Source organism: Embleya scabrispora (assembly GCF_002024165.1).
Taxonomy (GTDB): domain Bacteria; phylum Actinomycetota; class Actinomycetes; order Streptomycetales; family Streptomycetaceae; genus Embleya; species Embleya scabrispora_A.
Genome location: NZ_MWQN01000001.1, coordinates 2,367,749 through 2,385,947, shown reverse-complemented (window position 1 = coordinate 2,385,947; position 18,199 = coordinate 2,367,749). Strand labels below are relative to the sequence as shown.

The following is an 18,199-nucleotide window of genomic DNA, read 5'->3' as shown; positions in this document are numbered from 1 at the left end:
TCGTCACGTGTTCGCAGCAGAGCGTCGTCAACTGATTCTTGAAATGGTGCGGGCCAACGGAGCGGTGTCCCTACGGGAACTCGCCCGGGTGGTCCAGACGTCCGAGGTGACGGTTCGGCGGGACGTGCGGGCCCTGGAGGCCGAAGGGCTGCTCGACCGTCGGCACGGTGGGGCGGTGCTGCCCGGTGGGCTGTCCCGTGAGCCGAGCTATTCGCAGAAGACCCACCTCGCGGCGGCGGAGAAGGCGGCCATGGCCGACCTCGCGGTCTCCCTCGTCGACGAGGGGGACGCGATCGTCGTGGGCGCCGGCACCACCACGCAGGAGCTCGCCCGCAGGCTGGCCCGGATCCCCGGGCTGACCGTGGTCACCAACTCCCTCCTGGTCGCGCAGGTACTCGCCCACGCCAATCGGGTCGAGGTCGTGATGACCGGCGGCACGCTGCGCGGGTCGTCCTACGCGCTGGTCGGCAGCGGTGCCGAGCAGGCCCTCGCGGGTCTGCGTGTGCGTCGCGCGTTCGTGTCCGGCAACGGGCTCACCGCCGAGCGTGGCCTGTCCACCCCCAACATGTTGTCCGCGAGCGTGGACCGGGCCCTGATCCAGGCCGCGCACGAGGTCGTCGTCATGGTCGATCACACCAAGATCGGTGTGGACACCATGTTCCAGACGGTGGCCCCGGAGCGGATCACGCACCTCGTCACCGACGAGGACGCCCCCGGTCCGGAGAGCGAGGCGCTGGCCGAGCTGGGCGCGCAGGTGCACATCGCCCCCCTTCCGCAACGGGCCGTTCCCGGCGCCCGCGCGGAGTTCAACGGGGAGCGGATGCGCGACATGCGCGTCCCGGGGGTGATGCCCGACCAGTGAGCGACCGATCGAAGACCACGTGCCGCCTCGCCCGGCGCCCCCCGGGCAGCACACCGCGGGCCGAGCCCGCGCCGGCGGCACGGCGCGCAGCACGCGGGCCGACGGCCCGCTCACCCCACGGACGCGATCGCCCCCGCGCCGAGGGTTTCGACACGGGGGCGATCGCGATGCGCGGGATCGGATGTGATCCCGACGGGTTGTCGATGGTGCTCGGTGTTCGGTCCCGCTCGACCCGGGCCCGGACTCGACGCGGCTCGGACCCGACCGGGTTCGGTGCTTGATCCGGCTCGGTTCTCGATCCGGTTCGGTTCTCGATCCGGTTCAGTCCTTGATCTCGCAGAGCACCGCGCCGGAGGTGACCGTCGCGCCGACCTCCGCGACCAGGCCCTTGACCGTGCCCGCGCGGTGCGCGTTGAGCGGCTGTTCCATCTTCATGGCCTCCAGGACCACGATCAGCTCGCCCTCGGCGACCTGCTGACCCTCCTCCACCGCGACCTTGACGATGGTGCCCTGCATCGGGCTGGCCAGCGCGTCGCCGCTCGCCGCGGCGCCGGCCTTCTTGGCGCCGCCGCGCTTGGGCGCCTTCTTCGCCGCGGCCGGAGCCGCGCCGGACGCGCCCAGACCCGCCGGGAGGGTGACCTCGAACCGTCGACCGTTGACCTCGACCACGACGGTCTCGCGCTCGGCGGCCTCCTCGGCCGCGTCCGCGCCGCCGCCGAACGGGGCGATGGTGTTCTCGAAGCCGGTCTCGATCCACCGGGTGTGTACGGTGAACGGCTCGGTCGAGCCGCCCAGCTCGGGTGCGAACGCCGGGTCCACCACCACCTCGCGGTGGAAGGTGAGCGCGGTCGCCATGCCGTCGACGACGAACTCGTCCAACGCGCGCTTGGCCCGCTGGAGCGCCTGCTTGCGGTCGCGACCGGTGACGATCAGCTTGGCCAGGAGCGAGTCCCAGGCGGGACCGATCACCGAACCCTGCTCGACGCCCGAGTCCAGCCGCACGCCCGGACCGGACGGCGGCAGCCACGTGGTGACCTCGCCGGGGGCGGGCAGGAAGCCGCGACCCGGGTCCTCGCCGTTGATCCGGAACTCGAACGAGTGCCCGCGCATCGGCGGGTCGTCGTAGCCCAGCTCCTCGCCGTCGGCGATCCGGAACATCTCGCGGACCAGGTCGATGCCGGTGACCTCCTCGGTGACCGGGTGCTCCACTTGGAGCCGGGTGTTGACCTCCAGGAAGGAGATCGTGCCGTCCTTGCCGACCAGGAACTCGCAGGTCCCGGCGCCGACGTAGCCGGCCTCCTTGAGGATGGCCTTGGACGCGCGGTACAGCTCGGCGTTCTGCTCGTCGGTCAGGAACGGCGCGGGCGCCTCCTCGACCAGCTTCTGGTGCCGGCGCTGGAGCGAGCAGTCGCGGGTGGACACGACCACGACGTTGCCGTGGGTGTCGGCCAGGCACTGGGTCTCGACGTGCCGCGGCTGGTCGAGGTAGCGCTCGACGAAGCACTCGCCGCGGCCGAACGCGGCCACCGCCTCGCGCACCGCCGAGTCGTACAGCTCGGGGACCTCTTCGAGGGTGCGGGCCACCTTCAGTCCGCGCCCGCCACCGCCGAACGCGGCCTTGATGGCGATGGGCAGGCCGTTGGCCTTCGCGAACTCGACGACCTCGGCGGAACCGGAGACCGGGTCCGGGGTGCCGGCGACCAGGGGCGCGCCTGCCCGCTGGGCGATGTGCCGGGCGGCCACCTTGTCGCCGAGATCGCGGATCGCCTGCGGCGGCGGCCCGATCCAGGTCAGGCCCGCGTCCAGCACGGCCTGGGCGAATTCCGCGTTCTCCGACAGGAATCCGTACCCGGGGTGGACGGCGTCCGCGCCGGAGTCCCGGGCGGCCCCCAGCACCTTGGCCACGTCCAGGTAGCTCTCGGCCGGAGTGTTCCCGCCGAGCGCGTGGGCCTCGTCGGCCACCCGCACGTGCAGAGCATCCCGGTCCGGCTCGGCATAGACGGCCACACTGGCGATACCGGCATCCCGGCATGCTCGGGCGACGCGGACCGCGATTTCCCCACGGTTGGCGATGAGTACCTTGCGCACGATCTGGCTCCCTCCTCAACTGCGGAGAGTCTAGGGATTCGGGGGCGGGCACGATCCGCCGCCCCACGTCCTCATGGGTACGGCAACCCGCCGGCTTCATGGCCTGCGATGGAGCTGCCGGCCACGTTGCCGGTGGGGTCAACGTACTCCGGACGAGACCGGCGCCCGTGCCCGGGTATACCTGGAACGTGTTTCAGTTTAGGGGTCGGGCGGGTCAGCCGCCCAGACAGTCGCCACCCGAGGTCCGCCCGAGGAGTCCGCTTTCGGGTACGTTTGCCCCCGCCATTTTTCCGCAGTGCTTGCACGCCTTGGCCCACGGATTGCCGGCCGGCCCGTCCGGGCCGTACTGGTACACCCATTCGTGGTCGTCGTGACCCTCGGCACACATGTCCCACGCGTTGCCCGGTTCCCGTACGTCTCGGCTCATCCGCCCTCTCCTCCCCGTCCTTCGTGCGCAGGCTACGAGCCCGGCCGGCTCGGGGCGGGCGAAACGGGGGAACCGGGGAAAACGGGCGGACCGCCCGGCCGCGGGTCGGAGCCGTGCGAACGACCCGGACGAGCGGGTTTTGCCGCACGGTGTTTCCCCCGAGCGGGGCGGACTGCCACGATGTGGAGGTCCGAGGCATCCGATGCCTGGACGGGAGGTTGTGGTGGCAGAGGTGTTCTTGCGCCGGCTGACCCGTTGGCAGGCCGATCAACAACGGGAAAGCGTCGCGGATACATACGTCAAGTCCTACGGCGGGGATCCGTCGGGCCGCCCCGAATTCCTGCGGCGTTTCGCCGACCACATCCAACAACCCGGCTTCGAGATGGTCGTGGCGAACGGCGGCGGCGACGCCGCCGGTTGCGCCTACGGGTTCCCGCCGCGCGCGGCCAGTGGCTGGTGGACCGGACTGCACGGCGAACTGCCCGTGGAGATCGCGGAAGCGGCCGCGGCCGGGAAGGTGTTCGTGGTCGTCGACCTGATGGTCGTCCCGCAGCACCGCCGGCAGGGCCTGGCCGGGCGGATGCGGGAGAAGTTGCTCGCCGGCACCGACGCCGGCTTCGCCGCGGCCCGGGTGCCCCGGGACAACTCCGCCGCGGCCGCGTTCCGCTCCTGGGACTGGTCGATGCTCGGCGAGTGGCGACCGGATCCGGAGACCGCGCCCGCCGACGTCTGGGGCTGCCGGCTCCGCCCGTGAGGCGCGCCGCGCGGACCCGGTCGCGCCCGGCCGGCGTCAGTCGCCGAACCACTCGCGCAGGAGCCGGCCGGTGTGCCTGTCCGCCGGATAGAACGACTCGATCGACAACTCAGCGACGGTGATGTCCACCGCGGTGCCGAACGTGGCCACCGTGCTGACGAAGGACAACACCTCCCCGCCGTGCCGGATGCCCATCGCGATGGCCGGCGCGCCCGGGCCGGCGCCGGGCGGCGGCTCGTCGTCGAGGCCGCCGGGATAGCCGCTCACCTCGTCGTACAACTCCCGGGTCAGCGGATCGCCGGTGATCGCGACCTGGCGCCGCAGTCGGTGCAGCAGGTGCGCGCGCCACTGCGGCAGGTTGACGATCCGCGGTGCGAGCCCTCGCGGGTGCAGGCTGATCCGATAGGCGTTCAGCGGCTCGGTGAGCAGTTCGGGGGCGACACCCTCGACGAACATCGCGATACTCGGCGTCGCGTCGACGATGTTCCACGCCCGGTCCACGATCACCGCCGGGTACGGGCCGTGTCCGACCAGGATCTGCCGCAGCACGGCCGGCATCGGGTCCAGTTCCGGCGCGTCCAGGCGGCTCTCGTGGTACTCCGGCGCGTGCCCCGCGGCCAGCAGCATGCGGTTGCGCTCGCGCAGCGGCACGTCCAGATACTCGGCCAGCCGCAGCACCATGTCCCGGCTGGGCACCGCGCGACCGGTCTCGATGAAGCTCAGGTGGCGGGTGGACACCGCGACCTCCACGGACAGTTCCAACTGGCTCAGGCGCCGGTGCCGGCGCCAGTGCCGGATCAGCTCGCCGCCGGTGCGCCGGGCGGCGGGGCCGGCGGACCGATCGCCGGCGACGGTCGTGGATCCCGAACTCATGGGTCCCGACCGTACGCGGTGCGCCGCGAGTTCGGCGCGACGCGTGCGGTTCGGTCCGCCGGCCCCGCGCGACTCCCTCACCGGAGGGATGTGCGGGCCTTGCGCAGACCGAGGATCTGCACGTCGGCGAAGCCCAGGACGGCGACGGCCTGGAGCACGATCAGCGTGGTGCCGAGGGTGGTCGGATCGAGCAGGCCGGCGATTGCCATTCCCACGCTGTCCGCGAACCACACCAGGTTGAGGCCGATCACCGCGCGTACGGCGGTGCGGTGCGGCGCGTCGGAGCCGCCGATCCGCCAGACGCCCACCGCGTACAGGACCAGGAAGGCGCCGAGGCCGGCCAGGAACGCGGTGGGCAGACCGAGGGCGCCGTCGACGAGGGCGCAGCCGGCCAGGGCGGCGAGTCCGACGACGCCGGTGGCGATCGCGTCGAGCCGCAGCGCGAGCCGCAGCAGGCCGGTGTCACCGCGGACACGGCCGCCGGGCCCGCCGGTCGTGAACGTGGGGTTCAGGGACTGGGTGCTCATCGAGTCCTCCAGGGTCGTTTGCCGACACGACGACTGTGCCGGGCGGGGGGAGGGCGGTCGATTCCCTCGGAGGTAATGGCGGCGGGTCGACGGGCGTGGGGCGGGCCGTGGCGTGGGTGGTCCGAGGGATTTCCGGCGGATTCGAAAAGTGGGGTTCGGGGTGTCCGCTTCGGGAGCGGACGGGGCCGCTTCTTCCCTAAGCTGCACCCACACGACCAGGGGGAGACGGCCATGGCCGGCGGGGTGGTACGCAAGGCCTATGAGGCCGGCGCCGGATTCGCGGAGGGCCGCGCGCGGCGCCCGGAACCGGTGGGTCGACTGTCGCTGGAGTGGGTGCCGGGCGCGCTGCTCGTGGTGCTCGCCACCACCGGCGCGCTGGTGCTGCTCCGGGCGGGGCTGGATCCGGCGACGCCCGCCGCGCCCGCAGCGGATCCGGCCGCCTACGGGGCGGAGCCGACGCCGATGGACGCCGGCGGCGGGTCGTGGTCGGTGTGGGATCTGGTCGCGGTGTTGCTGCCGTGGGCCGTACCGCTGGTGATCGGCGGGATCGGGCTCACCGACAGTGTGTTCACCCACCGCCGGGGCGCGGTCGGCGGCGTGTTGACGATCGGCCTGGCCGGTGCCGCGCTGACCACCGCGCTCGACCCGATCGCGGCCCACTACGACGGTTCGCAGGCGCGTTGGCTGGGCTTCGTCTATCTGCTGCGGTTCGGCTTCGCGGTCCAGGTGCTGGTCGGTGTGGTGTTGTGGATCCACCTCGCGGTCCCGCGCCATCAGGCGCCGCTGAACGCCGCGTTCGCGGCGACGCTCGCGGCGGCGGTGCCGCTGCTGTTCGTGCTCGGTGGGCACGACGTGCTGGAGCCGATGTGGGAGTCGGGGGCCGGCCTGCAGACCTGGTTGCCGCTCGCCGCGTTCGGCTGGTTGCTGATCCTGCTGCCCACCGGCCGGATCCTGGTGCCGCCCGGGCGGGGCTGGCAGGAGACCGAGGCCGGGGCCCAGGGCGGGGTGTTCCTGCTCGGCCTGGCCGGGGTCGGGGTGGCCGCGGCGACCGTGGTGATGGGTGACGACGCGCCCAGGGTGTTCGGCCTGTGGCCGGTGGTCGCGCTGGCCGGCTGCCTGGTCGCGGCGGTGCTGACCTATCGGGTCGACGGCGTGCGCTCGGTGGCGGGCGCGCTGCTCGCGATGGCGGTCGGGCTGGCCGCCTTCCCGGCCGCGCTGTTCGCGTGGGACCGCACACAGGCCAATCCGGGCCTGGGCCTGGACGGACCGGGCGAATACGTGCCGTGGCTGCTCGGCCTCGCAGTCGCCGGTGTCGTGGGGGCGGTGGCGGCGCGCATGCTCGGGGCGTACGCGATCGGCCTCGCGGCGCTCGCCCTGGTCCTGGCCGAGTTCATCGGCCCGGCGGCCGGGTCCGGACACCAGCTGGCGGTGCGCTGTGCGGGTGCGGCGGCGATCGGCGTGGTGATCGGCGGTCTGCGGCCGGAGGCGGCGATCGCGGCGTTCGGACTCGGCGCCGCGTGCGGGCCGGTGTGGCCGGATCTGCAGGCCGCGTCGGCGGACTACGGCTGGGTGGAGTGGCTGACGAAGAAGCCCGGCGGGGTACCGCTGCCGCTGCTGGTGCTCGCGGCGATCGCGCTGCCGCTGGCGATGTTCGCCGGGATGCGCGGCACCCCCGCGCCCCCGCCGCGCGGTCCCGGTCCCGGGCCCGGCCCGGTGGGCGCCCCGGTGGGCGGCGGCGGACCGTGGGCGCCGAACGCCTATGCCGAATCGGCCCCGCAGCCGTATCTGCCGCAACAGCCGAGCGGCTACGGCCAACCGCACGTGCCGCAGGGCGGGTACGGCTCACCGCACGTGCCGCAGCCGCAGGGCGGGTACGGCCAACCGGCCGGGCCGGCACCGCAGTCGGGCGTCGACGCGAATCTCCCGCCGCGGCCCGGAGACGACACCCTGCACCACCCGCAGTCGCCGGGTCTGCCGAACCTGGGCCCGGGCCCGGTCCGCCGCGATCTGAACCGAACCGACGCGCCGGAAGCCTGACGAAGGCGGGGCTCGGCGGCCGGCGGGCCGCTCGTGGCGGTCGCCCACGAGCGCGCGCCCGGAGGCGGACAGACCCCGGCGGCCGGGCACGTGCGACTGCCGCAGGGCAAGCCGGCTCCGGCGGACGCCCGCGCGGGGTGGCGGCTTGGCAGGTTGGTTCCCGGTGCGGTGCGCGCATCGATGGGTCGTCCCCGTGCGGTGCCTGCGGTCGGGTCGCCCCGGGTGGTCGTCCCCGTGCGGTGCCCGCACTCGGGTCGCCCCGGGTGGTCGTCCCCGTGCGGTGCCCGCACTCGGGTCGCCCCGGGTGGTTGTTCCTTGCGGTGGCGGCGAGGCGGGTGATTCTCGGAGCGGCGCGCCTCGGGGCGCAACGAGTGGTCGTCCGCGAGGGGTGGCGGGCTTGGCGGGTGGTTCGCCGGCGCGGTGTGCGCGGTCGGTTCGCCCCGGGCGGTCGTCCCTGCGTGGTGGCCGGTGCGGTGTGCGCGCTCGGTTCGCCCCTGGCGGCCGGGGGCGCGGGGTGGTCGGTGTGGCGGGTGTGTCCGGCGTGGTGGCGCGGTCGGGTCGCCCCGGACGGTCGTCCCTGCGTGGCCGGTGTGGTGTGCGTGTCGGGTCGCCCCGGCGGTCGGGGACGTGGGGTGGTCGGTGTGGTGTGCGTGTCGGGTCGCCCCGGGTGGTCGGCTGCCTGTCCGGCAGGCGGGTGGGGTCCCGGGGTTGTCGGGGGTCAGGTCCAGAGGTCGACGATGCGTACGCCCACGTCGTTCAGGAGGCGGCGCAGCAGTGGCAGCGAGAGGCCGATCACGTTGCCCGGGTCGCCGTCGATGCCGTCCACGAACGGCGACGCGTAGCCGTCGAGGGTGAACGCGCCCGCGACATGCAGCGGCTCGCCGGTCGCGATGTAGGCGGCCACCTCCGCGTCGGAGGGGGTGCCGAAGCGCACCGTGGTGGCCGCCACCTCGGAGACCCGCAGGCCGGTGCGGCGGTCGATCACGCAGTGCCCCGTGAGCAGCACACCCGTGCGCCCGCGCATGGACCGCCAGCGCACCAGCGCCTCGGCGGCGTCGGCGGGCTTGCCGAGCGCCTTTCCGTCGAGTTCGAGCACCGAGTCGCAGCCGACGACCAGTTCGTCGCCGGTCAGCCCGGCGGCGACCGCGTCGGCCTTGGCCTCGGCGAGCAGCAGCGCGAGTTCGCGCGGGGAGCCGGCGGCGAGGGCGTCCTCGTCGACGCCGCTGACCACGACCTTGGGGTCGAGCCCGGCGTCGCGCAGCAGCTTCAGGCGCGCGGGGGAGGCCGAGGCGAGCACGAGGGAGCGGGAAGGGGAGCGGTCGGTCATGGCGCCAACGTACCGGGCGCCGAGGTGTCGGGCGGCAGGAATCGGGGCGCAGGTATCGGGCGGCGGCGGACACCGGGCGGTGTCCGCCGCCGCCCGATCACAGTGCGAGCAGGGCCAGGCCGAGGATCAGCACCACGGGCAGGATCCACATGGCGCGCCGCAGCTGGGCCACGGCGCGCCGGGTTTCCTCGGAGAACTCGTCACGGTTGGGCATTCGTCCATCGTGGGGCGCCGCCCCGGTCCGATCCTGAGTACGAGTACTCAAGTCGGGTCGTGCGATTTACCGACGGTCGATCGCCGGTGCGCCCTCGGCGGTGCGTGATCCGAGCGCTCGGCCGGTCAGGACGGCCAGGCGCTCGCCTGCCAGGCGCCCGGGCCCGGCCGCAGCGGTCGGCGCACCAGACGCGCCGGGTCGTTCCACTGCGACGGGGCCGCCGGCGCCGGCGCGGGTGCGCCGCCGCCGCTCGCCTTGGCCGCCACGACGGTGACGATCACCGCCAACTCCTCCGGGGTGGGTTCACCCCGCACCACCTTGATCATGGGGACCTCCGGGTCCTGGCCGGGCTAGAGCGGGATGTTGCCGTGCTTCTTCGGCGGCAGCGTCTCGCGCTTGCCGCGCAGCGCCCGCAGCGCCTTGACCACGTGGGCCCGGGTGGACGAGGGCCGGATGACCGCGTCCACGTAGCCGCGCTCGGCGGCCACGTACGGGTTGCACAGCGTGTCCTCGTACTCCTGGATCAGCCGCGCGCGGGTCTCCTCGGGGTCGTCCGAGGCGGCGATCGTGCGCCGGTGCAGGATGTTGGCCGCGCCCTGCGCGCCCATCACCGCGATCTGCGCGGTCGGCCAGGCGAGGTTGACGTCGGCGCCCAGGTGCTTGGAGCCCATCACGTCGTAGGCGCCGCCGTACGCCTTGCGGGTGATGATCGTGACCAGCGGCACGGTGGCCTCGGCGTAGGCGTAGATCAGCTTCGCGCCGCGGCGGATGATGCCGTTCCACTCCTGGTCGGTGCCCGGAAGGAAGCCCGGGACGTCGACGAAGGTGAGCACCGGGACGTTGAACGCGTCGCAGGTGCGCACGAACCGGGCGGCCTTCTCCGACGCGTCGATGTCGAGCGTGCCGGCGAACTGCATCGGCTGGTTGGCCACGATGCCCACGGAGCGGCCCTCGACCCGGCCGAAGCCGACCACGATGTTGGGCGCGAACAGCGGCTGGACCTCCAGGAAGTCCGCGTCGTCCAGGACGTGCTCGATCACCGTGTGGATGTCGTACGGCTGGTTCGCCGAGTCCGGGATCAGCGTGTCGAGGTCACGGTCGTAGTCCGTGGTCTCGAGGTCGGCCTCCTCGTCGAAGGACGGGGCCGGCTCCAGGTTGTTGCTCGGCAGGTAGGACAGCAGGCCCTTGACGTAGTCGAGCGCGTCCTTCTCGTCGGCGCCCATGTAGTGCGCGTTGCCCGACTTGCTGTTGTGCGTGCGCGCGCCGCCCAGGTCCTCCATCGTGACGTCCTCGCCGGTGACCGTCTTGATCACGTCGGGGCCGGTGATGAACATCTGCGAGGTCTGGTCGACCATCACCACGAAGTCGGTGAGCGCGGGGGAGTACACGTGGCCGCCCGCGGCGGCGCCCATGATCAGCGAGATCTGCGGGATCACCCCGGAGGCGACCACGTTGCGCCGGAAGATCTCGCCGTACAGGCCGAGCGAGACCACACCCTCCTGGATGCGCGCGCCGCCGCCCTCGTTGATGCCCACCAGCGGGACGCCGGTCTTGATCGCGAGGTCCTGGACCTTGACGATCTTCTCGCCGTACACCTCGCCGAGGCTGCCGCCGAAGACGGTGACGTCCTGGGAGAACACGCACACCTGGCGGCCGTCGACGGTGCCGGAGCCGGTCACCACGCCGTCGCCGTAGGGGCGGTTGGCCTCCAGGCCGAAGTTGGTGGAGCGGTGCCGCGCGAACTCGTCGAGCTCGACGAAGGAGCCCTCGTCGAGCAGGTATTCGATCCGCTCGCGGGCGGTCATCTTGCCCTTGGCGTGCTGCTTCTCGACTGCTCGGGCGCTTCCCGCGTGCACCGCCTCGTCGATCCGGCGCTCGAGATCGGCCAGCTTTCCGGCGGTGGTGTGGATGTCGGGATCGCCCTGTACTGGGTCCATCGTGCTGACTCCTGTCACGTCGAACGGCGGCGATCGGTAGCGTAGCCGCGCCACGCCGGCGACCATCACCGCCCTGCCCCGCAGTGCCTTCTAGGGTGATCGAATGGACTCTCCTTACAAGGATCTCGACCGCCCTCCACTGCGTGAGGCGGCCCTGCGTCGGGCCCTGTTGGTACCGGGCGGCCTGTGGCGCGAGCTGGACGTGCTGCCCGAGACCGGCTCGACCAACGCCGACCTGGCCAACCGGGCCGACGAGGCCGAGGGGCTGGTACTGGTCGCCGAATCGCAGGTGGCGGGCCGGGGCCGGCTGGACCGGCGGTGGACCGCGCCGCCGCGCTCGGGGCTGGCGGTGTCGATGACGCTGGCGCCGAACGAGGTCCCGGTCGCGCGCTGGGGCTGGCTGCCGCTGCTCGCCGGGGTGGCCGCCGCGTCGGCGGTGTCCCGGTTCACCGGGGTCGAGGTGCGGCTGAAGTGGCCGAACGACCTGCTGGTGGGCGAGCGCAAGCTGGCCGGGATCCTGGCCGAGCGGGCCGGGTCGAGCGTGGTCCTGGGCATCGGGCTGAACGTTTCGCTGCACGAGGAGGAGCTGCCGGTACCGACCGCGACCTCGCTGCTCCTGGCCGGCGCCGAGAGCACCGACCGGGACCCGATCCTGCGGGCGCTGCTGCGCGAGGTGGAGGAGTGGTACACCCGCTGGCGGCTGGCGGGCGGGGATGCGCAGGCGTGCGGGTTGGCGACCGCGTACACCGACGCGTGCGCCACCATCGGGCGGCGGGTCCGGGTCGAGTTGCCGGCCAAGCCGACACTGGAGGGGACGGCGACGGGGATCGACGACGAGGGTCGGCTTCTGGTCGCCGGGCCGGAGGGGCAGGTGGCGGTGGGCGCGGGGGACGTGGTGCACGTTCGCCCTGCGGGCTGAGGGGTTTTGTTCCCACCCGCCCACCCGTTGCGTCATGTGGCACAGGCTGCGGACTTACTGCTGGGGGTGAGTCCGAAGTGGCCTCGTGGCCGAGTGTCCTGAGTGCCGGGGGCTCGGGTTTGTGGGGTCGGTGTCGCGATGGCCCCGGGGTGGGGTCAGGTCGGTTTGCGCCAGACGGAGATGTGTTTGGTGGAGTCCTGGGTGAAGGGGGCTCCGTGCCAGTCGGCGACGCGGCGCTCCAGGGTGAGGCCGGCGATGCGGGCCATCAGGTCGAGTTCGGCCGGCCACGCGTATCGGTGCCGGGAGTGGTCTCGGCGGTAGCGGCCGTCCTCGCCGTCGCGGGTGAGGTGGTGTGAGACGAGGATCTGCTCGACCAGGTCGAAGGTGTCGAAGCCGAGGTGTCGCTCGGAGACGTCGAACGGCACCGCGACCTGGCCGGGTGGCAGGAAGCGCAGCGGCGGTACGCCCAACTCGATGACGAATCGGCCGCCGGGCCGCAGGTGTCGCGCGGCGTTGCGGAAACACTCGACCTGCTCGTCCTGGGTGAGCAGGTTCGTGATGGTGTTGTAGACGAGGTAGACCAGGGTGAACTCGCCGGGGACGACGGTGTCGGCCATGTCCCCGATGACCACCGGGAGCGTGTCCTCGTCGATCCTGCGCCGCAGGACCGCCGCCATGTGCTCGGACAGTTCGATGCCCACCACCGGGACGCCGCGTTCGCGCAGCGGGACGCCCACGCGTCCGGTTCCGATGGCGAACTCCAGGGCCGGGCCGGTCCCCGCCAGTTCGGCGAGGAAGGCGAGGGTCGGTTCGAGAACGGCGGCCGAGGTCATCTCGGTCTCCTCGGCGTCGTAGCGCTCGGCGGCCGCCCGGCTCCATGGTTCGCTGCTCGTCACAGACGGCCACTCTGCCGAGTGCCGGCGCGGGCTGTCGACGCATTTACGTCGGCGAACGGCATGCCTCCGCCCCTCCCGCCCGGGAGAACCGCACAATCGGGGATGACCCCCAGGAGGCCCGGTGTTCACAACCACAGCCGAGGTCGACGACGACATTCTCTTCGTCGTGCGCCCGCACTGGATGCACCTCGTCCGCCCCGTCCTGGCCCTGTTCGGCACGGTCGCCGTCACCGGCTTCCTCGCCGCGCTCACGCCCCCCGACTCGACCTGGATCCAGGCCGCCGTGCTCCTGGCCGGCCTGGCGGTCCTGGTGCGCTGGAGCGTCGCGCCGTGGCTGGCCTGGCTGGGCACGATGTACTCGGTCGCCGCCGACCGACTGACCGTGCGCACCGGCGCGCTGACCCGGGAGATCCGGGTGGTGCCGTTCGCGCGCGTGGCCGACGTGCTGATCGAGCACGAGTCGTTCGTGGACCGGATGCTCGGCGCCGGCACCATCGCCCTGGTGCCCGTCGACGACCGGGAACGCCTGGAACTGCCCGCTCTGCCGCACGTGGTGCGCCTGCAAAGTGAGCTGCTCGTGCTCGTCGAGCGGGCCGCCGCCGGGCGGAAGAAGCACGTGGGACCGCCCGACCCCGAACCTTTGTGACCCCCGACACGTAGTGTGGCTCCGACGAGACCATCCTTCGCACACCCGGTGGAGCCACATGCCCGAGGAACGGACCCGCGTGGAGCCCGGCGCGGGCGCCGGGGCCGACGCGGTCGATCAACCCGCCCTGCCCGACCTGTCCGACATCGAGGCGGTCAACAACACGATCGCCGACGTCGAGCAGGTCGTCCTGGGCGCGCCCCGGCGCTACACCTCCGGTCAGGTCGCGGACCTGGTCGGAGTGCCCCTCGACGAGGCCCGCCGGTTGTGGCGCGGCCTGGGCTTCGCCGACTTCGGCCCGGCCCGCGCGTTCACCGACGCCGATGTCGCGGCCCTCAAGCACCTGCGCGAGCTGACCGAGTCGGGGCTGCTGCCGGCCACCGTCGCGGCGCAGTTCGTCCGCTCCGTGGGCCAGACCATGGCCCGGTTCGCCGAATGGCAGACCGAGGCGTGGGTGGAATACATCGGCAACGAGCTGACGGGCAGCCGCTCCGAGCAGGTGGTCACCACTGCCGGCGACGTGATGCTCGAACTCGAACCGCTGGTCATCTACGCCTGGCGCCGGCACCTGGCCGCGGCCAGTTCGCGGGCCATGCAGGGGCTCACCGACCAGCAGACGGTGGGCCAGTCGCTCGCCGTCGGCTTCGCCGACCTGGTCGGCTTCACCCGGTTGTCGCGCAACCTGGAGGAGGCCGAGTTGGGTCGCCTCGTCCAGACCTTCGAGGACACCGCCGTCGACGTGATCGCCGAGCAGGGCGGGCGCCTGGTCAAGACGCTGGGCGACGAGGTGCTGTTCGTGACCTTCTCGCCGGACTCGGCGGTGGAACTCGGGCTGCGGCTGGTCGAGGCGATGGCCGAGGAGGAGATCCTGCCCGCGCTGCGGGTGGGCATCGCGTACGGCCACGTGTTGTCCCGGATGGGCGACGTGTTCGGGACCACGGTGAACCTGGCCAGTCGGCTGACCGCGCTCAGTCCCAAGGACGCGGTGGTGGTCGACCGGGAGTTGGCCGCCGCCCTCGAAGGTGACAACCGCTATGAGCTGCATCCGATGTGGCGGCGTCCGGTGCGGGGTCTGGGGCTGGTCGAACCCTGGACGGTGTGCCGCCCGGGCACGCCGATACCGCAGTGACTCCCGTACCGCGGTGACTCCCGATCCGCTCGACCCGCCCGGCGTGCGCGCCGGCGGCTCGGCGGGTCAGCCGAACGCCTCGCGCAGCGACCGCAGTCCGGGGCGCAGCACCGCGTGTTCGAGCTCGCGCAGCAGCGGAAGCTGTTCGGCGGGTGTGCTCTCGAACCGTACCGACCAGACGACCAGGCACATCGTGCCGCCGGCGATAGATTCGAGCGCGAGCCGGCCGGACAGCGGCAGGCCGTCGAGCGTGCGATAGCGGTAGGAGTGCCCTGCCGCGTCGTGCTCGACCAGTCGTTCGCGGACGGTCGTACCATCGGGTGTACGCAGCCGCCGCTCGTCTCCGGTGTGCTCCTCGACCGGCCACGGATGCCACGTGGACGGGTCCTCGAAGTCTCCTACCGCCTCCCAGATCCGGGCGGCCGGTACGTCGATCGCGGCGATGACGGAAAGCGTGGGCACGCGTGGCTCCTTCGGACTGTGCCCGCGACCGTACCCTTTCGGCCGAGATCGCGGGAGTCTTCCACGGTCTCTTCACAACCTCGCGCCCTCGCGGGCCGCGGTTTGCCACAGCCCGGACACGGGCCGGACACGGGGCGTTGCGGAGCCGGGCCACAGGAGTAATGTGCGCAGGACGCGAAGCCGGGGTATACAAGCGCTTCGCTCGGTCCGGCGCGAGCCCGGCGGCTCGCGCGGGCACTCGGCGGACGCACGGGAGCTGTCTGGGGCCCAATCAGGAACACACGCGAACAGCGACCCGTCGAGGTGACGGCATGACGCGGGTGCACGTTGCCGTTAATCGGGCAATATATGACATATCCTCTGGTCTCGGTACCGGCGGATTGGGGGTGAGAACCGTAGCTTCGCGACCCGATTCGAGCACTCCCGGAACCGACGGTTCGGGCGGCCCTGCCGACCACCTGCCCGGCATGCCCGGCGACACGTGTCCGGAACCCGCCGCGCTGGTCGAGGGACCCGACGCCGCCCGTCGACTGCACGCGATCATCCACCTGGCCAAGACGCTCGCCACGACCCACCACTTCTCCGAGGTGGTCCGCGTCTCGGCGGCCCAGGCACGCCTGGCGATGGGCGCCGCGCACGCCTCCATCTCGGTCTGGGAGCGGGACACCGGCCAGTTGCGCGTGCTGGTCAACGACGGCGAGCTGGCCGAGGGCGAGGAGCCGCTGCCGGCGGCGGAGACGTACCCCGTCACCGACTTCCCCGACATCATCGAGTCGGAGGGCTGGCCCACCACGTGGTCGCGGTGCGTGGACGACCCGGAGCACACGCGCGACCCCGAGCGGGTCGCGGCGATGCTGCGCCGGGGGCGGCACGACTGCATGGTCGCGCCGATCATGGTCGAGGGCCGGGTGTGGGGCGAGCTGTATCTGGCCCGGCGGGCCGACCAGCCGCGCTTCGAGCCGGTGGACGCCGAGTTCGCGGGTGTCCTGGCCGCGCAGATCTCCGCCGGCCTGGCCCAGGCGGAACACTTCGAGCGGATCGAGAAGCTGGCCTTCACCGACCCGCTGACCGGTCTGGCCAACCGCCGCGCGATCGACGCCCGGCTGGACGAGGCGATGGCCCGGCACTACCGGGACGGCGTGGTGGTCAGCCTGATCGTCTGCGACGTCAACGGCCTCAAGCGGCTCAACGACGAACGCGGGCACGATGTCGGCGACCGCCTCCTGGAGCGCTTCGCCGACCAACTCTCGGCGTGCGGCGCGATGTTGCCGGGGGCCACCGCCGCGCGGCTCGGCGGCGACGAGTTCTGCGTACTGGTCGAGGGCTATCCGCCCGACGACGTGGTCGCGGTCGCCGAGGAACTGTGCCGACGGGCGCTGCGCATGCACAACGGCGAGGGCGTGGCCTGCGGCGTCGCCTCCACCGGCGACCCGGTGGGCCCGGTGACCAGCGCGGACCGGCTCTTCCGACTCGCCGACGCGGCGCAGTACCGGGCCAAGGGCTCGCGCTCGACCCGCCCGGTGGTCGCCGGGCGCGGTCAGCAGCCCGACCTGACCCTGTCCCTGGCCCGCGAGGCGCAGGACGAGGCCGGGGCCGAGGGCCCCGGCCCGCACCGCGACCGCCGCCGGTTCCGCGGCGCGCTGCACAACGCCGAGCCGGGCCGGCTGCTGGCCGCGGTGCTCGCGGTCCTGGACGAGCGCGAGCCGAAGAGCGTGCACCGGGCGGACACGCTTGGCCGCCTGGAGATCGTCGCCGACACCTTCGCCCGGATGCTGGACGGCGTGGCGTGGTGGGTGTCGTACCTGCCGCCCGGCGGCCGGGTGTTGCGCACGGTGCGCTACTCGATCCACCGGCTGACCGGTGTGCAGAGCGAGGCCGGGCCGCGCTACGACGCGGTGACCGCCGAATACGACCTGGCGCACTATCCGGCCACCGCCGACGCGGTCCAGGGCGGCGGGTTCGTCGCCGAACTCGGCGATCCGGGCACCGACCCGGCCGAGGAGGACCTGCTCCTGGTCGGCGGCTACAAGGCGATGGTCGCGGCGGGCGGGACCAACGCGGCGGGCGGCTGGCTGGTGGAGATCTACGCCGACGACCTGAGCCTGAGCGTGACCGGGCTCGCCCCGGTGCTGCGCGCGCTGGTCGCGGTGGCGCTGACCGGGGGCGCGTCGCTGCCGGACTGACACCGGGGCGGTCCGAGTGCTCGGACGCTCGTGGTCGACGGGGCGGGCGGGGCGCTCAGGCGGTGCCGGCGGGTTCGGACACCGTGATCCGATCCGGGAGGCTGTACACGTTCGCCGAGCGGCCGCGCAGGAAGCCGACCAGGGTCACCCCGGCGTCCGCGGCCAGGTCCACCGCCAGACCCGACGGCGCGGACACCGCGGCCATCACCGGCACCCCCGCCATCGCGGCCTTTTGGGTCAGCTCGAACGAGGCCCGCCCGCTGACCATCAGCACGTGTCCGGCCAGCGGCAGCCGCCCCTCGCGCAGCGCCCACCCCACCACCTTGTCCACCGCGTTGTGCCGGCCCACGTCCTCGCGTACGCACACCATCTCGCCGGCGGCGGTGAACAGCCCCGCCGCGTGCAGGCCGCCGGTACTGGCGAACACCTTCTGCGCCGCGCGCAGCCGATCGGGCAGCGCGTACAGCACCTCCGCGTCCACCCGCACCTCGTCCGCGCGCACGTCGAAGCGCGACATCCGGCGCAATCCCTCGATGCCGGTGCTGCCGCAGATCCCGCACGCGCTCGACGTCCACACCCCGCGCATCAGGCCCGGATCCGGGGCCGGCACGTGCGGCGCGAGTGCCGCGTCCACCACGTTGTACGTGTTGCGGCCCTCGTCGTCGGTGCCCGCGCAGTAGCGCATCGCGGCCAGGTCCTCGGCCGCGCCGACCACCCCCTCGGCCGCCAGGAACCCGGCGACCAGGTCGAAGTCGTCGCCCGGGGTGCGCATCGTCACCGTGACGGTGCGCCCGCCGAGCCGGATGTCGAGCGGTTCCTCGGCGACGAGCGTGTCGATGCGCGGTACGGGGGGCGCGTCGCCGCCCAGCCGTACGACCTTGTGGCGAGAGGTGACCCGACCCACGGCACTGCCTTTCG

The 18,199-nt window shown here is 72.9% G+C and carries 18 protein-coding genes; 7 read left to right on the top strand and 11 right to left on the bottom strand.

What is annotated here, in order from left to right; genetic code table 11:
- Nucleotides 1-43 precede the first annotated feature (43 nt).
- Entirely contained in the window at nucleotides 44-862 is an 819-nt protein-coding gene (locus tag B4N89_RS10335; RefSeq protein ID WP_020552647.1) for a DeoR/GlpR family DNA-binding transcription regulator, read from the top strand.
- Nucleotides 863-1,183: 321 nt separating this feature from the next.
- Here B4N89_RS10335 and B4N89_RS10330 read toward each other — a convergent pair whose 3' ends face one another.
- Nucleotides 1,184-2,950, bottom strand: a complete 1,767-nt coding sequence (locus B4N89_RS10330; protein WP_078975592.1) for an acetyl/propionyl/methylcrotonyl-CoA carboxylase subunit alpha — start codon at nucleotides 2,948-2,950, stop codon at nucleotides 1,184-1,186.
- A gap of 214 nt (nucleotides 2,951-3,164) precedes the next feature.
- The gene (locus tag B4N89_RS49725) at nucleotides 3,165-3,377 is read right to left on the bottom strand and encodes a hypothetical protein (protein WP_161500685.1); all 213 of its coding nucleotides are present in this window, start codon (nucleotides 3,375-3,377) and stop codon (nucleotides 3,165-3,167) included.
- A gap of 223 nt (nucleotides 3,378-3,600) precedes the next feature.
- Between B4N89_RS49725 and B4N89_RS10325 the strand changes: the two genes are divergently transcribed.
- Entirely contained in the window at nucleotides 3,601-4,131 is a 531-nt protein-coding gene (locus B4N89_RS10325; protein WP_161500684.1) for a GNAT family N-acetyltransferase, read from the top strand.
- A 36-nt stretch (nucleotides 4,132-4,167) separates the two neighbouring features.
- On the opposite strand, the gene B4N89_RS10320 is transcribed toward B4N89_RS10325, so the two are convergent.
- Both B4N89_RS10320 and B4N89_RS10315 read right to left on the bottom strand, forming a co-directional pair.
- Entirely contained in the window at nucleotides 4,168-5,004 is an 837-nt protein-coding gene (locus B4N89_RS10320; RefSeq protein ID WP_078975590.1) for a helix-turn-helix domain-containing protein, read from the bottom strand.
- 77 nt (nucleotides 5,005-5,081) lie between these two features.
- Entirely contained in the window at nucleotides 5,082-5,531 is a 450-nt protein-coding gene (locus B4N89_RS10315) for a hypothetical protein (protein ID WP_078975589.1), read from the bottom strand.
- A 231-nt stretch (nucleotides 5,532-5,762) separates the two neighbouring features.
- On the opposite strand from B4N89_RS10315, the gene B4N89_RS10310 reads away from it, so the two are divergent.
- Nucleotides 5,763-7,568 (top strand): proline-rich domain-containing protein, encoded by a 1,806-nt coding sequence (locus B4N89_RS10310; RefSeq protein WP_078975588.1) that lies wholly within the window; start codon nucleotides 5,763-5,765, stop codon nucleotides 7,566-7,568.
- 718 nt (nucleotides 7,569-8,286) lie between these two features.
- Here the strand turns inward: B4N89_RS10310 and B4N89_RS10305 are convergent.
- From B4N89_RS10305 to B4N89_RS10295, 4 genes are all read right to left on the bottom strand, one after another.
- Nucleotides 8,287-8,895, bottom strand: coding sequence for a nucleoside triphosphate pyrophosphatase (locus B4N89_RS10305; protein ID WP_078975587.1), 609 nt, complete (start codon nucleotides 8,893-8,895; stop codon nucleotides 8,287-8,289).
- Nucleotides 8,896-8,992: 97 nt separating this feature from the next.
- Complete coding sequence (mmpB, locus tag B4N89_RS53340; RefSeq protein ID WP_414646362.1) at nucleotides 8,993-9,109, bottom strand: morphogenic membrane protein MmpB; 117 nt, start codon at nucleotides 9,107-9,109, stop codon at nucleotides 8,993-8,995.
- 125 nt (nucleotides 9,110-9,234) lie between these two features.
- Nucleotides 9,235-9,435 carry an acyl-CoA carboxylase subunit epsilon gene (locus B4N89_RS10300; protein ID WP_078975586.1) on the bottom strand — a complete coding sequence of 67 codons (201 nt, stop codon included), beginning with the start codon at nucleotides 9,433-9,435 and terminating at the stop codon, nucleotides 9,235-9,237.
- A gap of 24 nt (nucleotides 9,436-9,459) precedes the next feature.
- On the bottom strand, nucleotides 9,460-11,046 hold the full coding sequence (locus tag B4N89_RS10295; RefSeq protein ID WP_078979255.1) for an acyl-CoA carboxylase subunit beta: 1,587 nt from the start codon (nucleotides 11,044-11,046) through the stop codon (nucleotides 9,460-9,462).
- A 103-nt stretch (nucleotides 11,047-11,149) separates the two neighbouring features.
- Between B4N89_RS10295 and B4N89_RS10290 the strand changes: the two genes are divergently transcribed.
- Entirely contained in the window at nucleotides 11,150-11,965 is an 816-nt protein-coding gene (locus B4N89_RS10290) for a biotin--[acetyl-CoA-carboxylase] ligase (protein ID WP_078975585.1), read from the top strand.
- Nucleotides 11,966-12,120: 155 nt separating this feature from the next.
- On the opposite strand, the gene B4N89_RS10285 is transcribed toward B4N89_RS10290, so the two are convergent.
- Complete coding sequence (locus B4N89_RS10285) at nucleotides 12,121-12,861, bottom strand: class I SAM-dependent DNA methyltransferase (protein WP_078975584.1); 741 nt, start codon at nucleotides 12,859-12,861, stop codon at nucleotides 12,121-12,123.
- Between the two features lie 121 nt (nucleotides 12,862-12,982).
- On the opposite strand from B4N89_RS10285, the gene B4N89_RS10280 reads away from it, so the two are divergent.
- Nucleotides 12,983-13,507: a PH domain-containing protein gene (locus B4N89_RS10280; protein ID WP_078975583.1), complete on the top strand. Its 525-nt coding sequence runs from the start codon at nucleotides 12,983-12,985 to the stop codon at nucleotides 13,505-13,507.
- Between the two features lie 58 nt (nucleotides 13,508-13,565).
- Nucleotides 13,566-14,636: an adenylate/guanylate cyclase domain-containing protein gene (locus B4N89_RS10275; RefSeq protein ID WP_078975582.1), complete on the top strand. Its 1,071-nt coding sequence runs from the start codon at nucleotides 13,566-13,568 to the stop codon at nucleotides 14,634-14,636.
- Nucleotides 14,637-14,702: 66 nt separating this feature from the next.
- On the opposite strand, the gene B4N89_RS10270 is transcribed toward B4N89_RS10275, so the two are convergent.
- On the bottom strand, nucleotides 14,703-15,098 hold the full coding sequence (locus tag B4N89_RS10270) for an SRPBCC family protein (RefSeq protein WP_101897045.1): 396 nt from the start codon (nucleotides 15,096-15,098) through the stop codon (nucleotides 14,703-14,705).
- Nucleotides 15,099-15,565: 467 nt separating this feature from the next.
- Between B4N89_RS10270 and B4N89_RS52975 the strand changes: the two genes are divergently transcribed.
- Complete coding sequence (locus B4N89_RS52975) at nucleotides 15,566-17,281, top strand: sensor domain-containing diguanylate cyclase (RefSeq protein WP_078975581.1); 1,716 nt, start codon at nucleotides 15,566-15,568, stop codon at nucleotides 17,279-17,281.
- Between the two features lie 55 nt (nucleotides 17,282-17,336).
- Here B4N89_RS52975 and fdhD read toward each other — a convergent pair whose 3' ends face one another.
- The gene (fdhD, locus tag B4N89_RS10260; RefSeq protein ID WP_078975580.1) at nucleotides 17,337-18,185 is read right to left on the bottom strand and encodes a formate dehydrogenase accessory sulfurtransferase FdhD; all 849 of its coding nucleotides are present in this window, start codon (nucleotides 18,183-18,185) and stop codon (nucleotides 17,337-17,339) included.
- Nucleotides 18,186-18,199 lie beyond the last annotated feature (14 nt).